This is a genomic window from Paraburkholderia elongata, from assembly GCF_013177735.1.
In the GTDB taxonomy this organism is placed as follows: domain Bacteria; phylum Pseudomonadota; class Gammaproteobacteria; order Burkholderiales; family Burkholderiaceae; genus Paraburkholderia; species Paraburkholderia elongata.
The window spans coordinates 1-2,262 of record NZ_WOEZ01000184.1; the positions used below are offsets into that span (position 1 = coordinate 1).

The following is a 2,262-nucleotide window of genomic DNA, read 5'->3' on the forward strand; positions in this document are numbered from 1 at the left end:
ACATTCCGCCCCGCCTGCACGGCGCGGCGGAATGTCGGCTGCGGGTGGCGATTCTTGCGATGCCGTCGCGGGCGCGGTCTCTTCTGCCCGTGCAAACGCGGCTGCGGCTGGAGCAGCGAGCGAAGACGCGGGCGCCGATTCCTGAGAAGCGGCCGCAGCGGGTGATTCGTTCGGAGCTGGCTCGGTGGGCGTGTCATCCCATGGTGCCAACGCCGGGGCGGCCGTTACTTTCATTGGTGCGATCGATTCGGGCGCATCGTCCCACGGTGCCAAGGCCGGTGCAGCCGCTACTTTCGTTGCTGCGATCGATTCGGTCGCTTCGGCAGCTGGCGCCGGGGACGCCGCTTCGGACATCGAAGCCGCTCGGGGCGCGCTCGTGTCCGTAGATGCAGGCGCCGAATCGCTCAGAATCGGTTCGACGGACGTCTCTTCCTGCCACGGCGCTAAAGCCGGTGCGGCAATGACGTCCGCCGCCGTGGGCACAGCCGCCGCGCTCGCTTCGCCAGAGGCCGATGCGGATGCTGCTGCGGGCCTGGAAACGATTGCCGCTTCACCCATAGTTGGCTTCGGTGTGTCAGCATTTTCAACAGACCCCGCGGACGCCAGGTGTTGCAAATCCGGCGTCGCGAGCTTCGCTTCTGCCACCGGATTTGCGGAGCGCACCGGCACGGAGGCGGCTGCTTCAACCGTACGCGACGGCGTCACCACCTGTTGCGCAGCGACCGCCGGCGAGCCGGCGCGCCTCGCGCCACCCGCCCCTGCCGATCCTGCCGGACGCGCCGCAGCCGCGCCGCCACCACCGCCGGTGGGCGCCGGCTCGAACGCCAGCATGCGCAACAGCGTCATCGTGAAACCGGCGTATTCATCAGGCGCGAGACCCAGTTCGCTTCGGCCGATGGTCGCAATCTGATAGAACAACTGCACCTGCTCGGCGCTCAACGCTTCGGCAAAGCGACGCAGATCACCCGCTTCCGGCCACTCGTCCAACACCGACGACGGCGCGAACTGCGCCCACGCGATTCGGTGCAACAGGCTCGCCAGATCCTGCAAGGCCGTCGAAAACGACAGGCTGCGCAGTGCCATCTCGTCCGCGACGGCCAGCACGGTGGCGCCATCGCCATCGGCCAGCGCGTCGAGCAGGCGAATCAGATAGCTTTGATCGAGCGCGCCGAGCATGCCGCGCACTGCGTCTTCATTCACCTGATTGGCCGAATAGGCGATCGCCTGGTCGGTCAGCGAGAGTGCGTCGCGCATCGAGCCGTCGGCCGCGCGCGCGAGCAGACGTAATGCCTGGGCGTCGTACGGCACCTTCTCTTCGCTGAGAATGTGCTCGAGATGCGACACGATGTGCCCGGCCGGCATCTGCTTCAGATTGAACTGCAAACAGCGCGACAGCACCGTGACCGGAATCTTCTGCGGATCGGTGGTGGCGAGAATGAATTTGACGTGCGAAGGCGGCTCTTCCAGCGTCTTCAACATCGCGTTGAACGCGTGGTTGGTCAGCATGTGCACTTCGTCGATCATGTAGACCTTGAAGCGCGCATCGACCGGCGCGTAAACCGCGCGCTCCAGCAGCGCCGCCATTTCGTCGACACCGCGGTTGCTCGCCGCGTCCATCTCGACATAATCGACAAAGCGGCCTTCATCGATCTCGCGGCACGCGCGGCACACGCCGCACGGCGTGGAGGTCACACCGGTTTCGCAATTCAGCGCCTTGGCGAAGATGCGCGACAGCGTGGTTTTACCGACGCCGCGGGTGCCGGTAAACAGATAGGCATGATGCAGACGGCCACCGTCGAGCGCGTGCGTGAGCGCGCGCACCACGTGCTCCTGTCCGACGAGCGAAGCGAAATCCTTCGGCCGCCATTTGCGTGCGAGAACTTGATAGGTCATCCGGAAATTGTATCAGTAACGATGGCGCGCAAAACCGAATCGAGACGGCGCGCGAACGCGTGTTGCCGCTTCATTGAAACTGGCTAACGGACCGATAGAAAAAAATAGATGAAGCGCGCGGAGAACACCAATGCAGCGTCTGCGTGACAGCGCCTAGGAGTCTGCGCGGCAGACGAGTTTTGAGCTGACAGCGGGGACGCTGCGGCGTCCGGCATCGCGACCGCTTTCGGTTTGGCGCGCCCACCTACCAAAGAATGGCTTGGTCGACGACGAAATTGCTTGAAATGGCCCCCCTTTCCGGGCTTACGCGTACATCATTTTCGCCATTCGGCGCAGGTTCAACGCCGTGCAGACGAGCTTCCACTCGGC

1 protein-coding gene is annotated in these 2,262 nt (G+C 64.5%); it reads right to left on the minus strand.

What is annotated here, in order from left to right; all coding sequences use genetic code 11:
* A partial coding sequence (gene dnaX / locus GNZ13_RS31360; RefSeq protein ID WP_172171834.1) for a DNA polymerase III subunit gamma/tau occupies positions 1 to 1,893 on the minus strand: 1,893 nt, incomplete at its 3' end.
* Between the last annotated feature and the right edge of the window lie 369 nt (positions 1,894 to 2,262).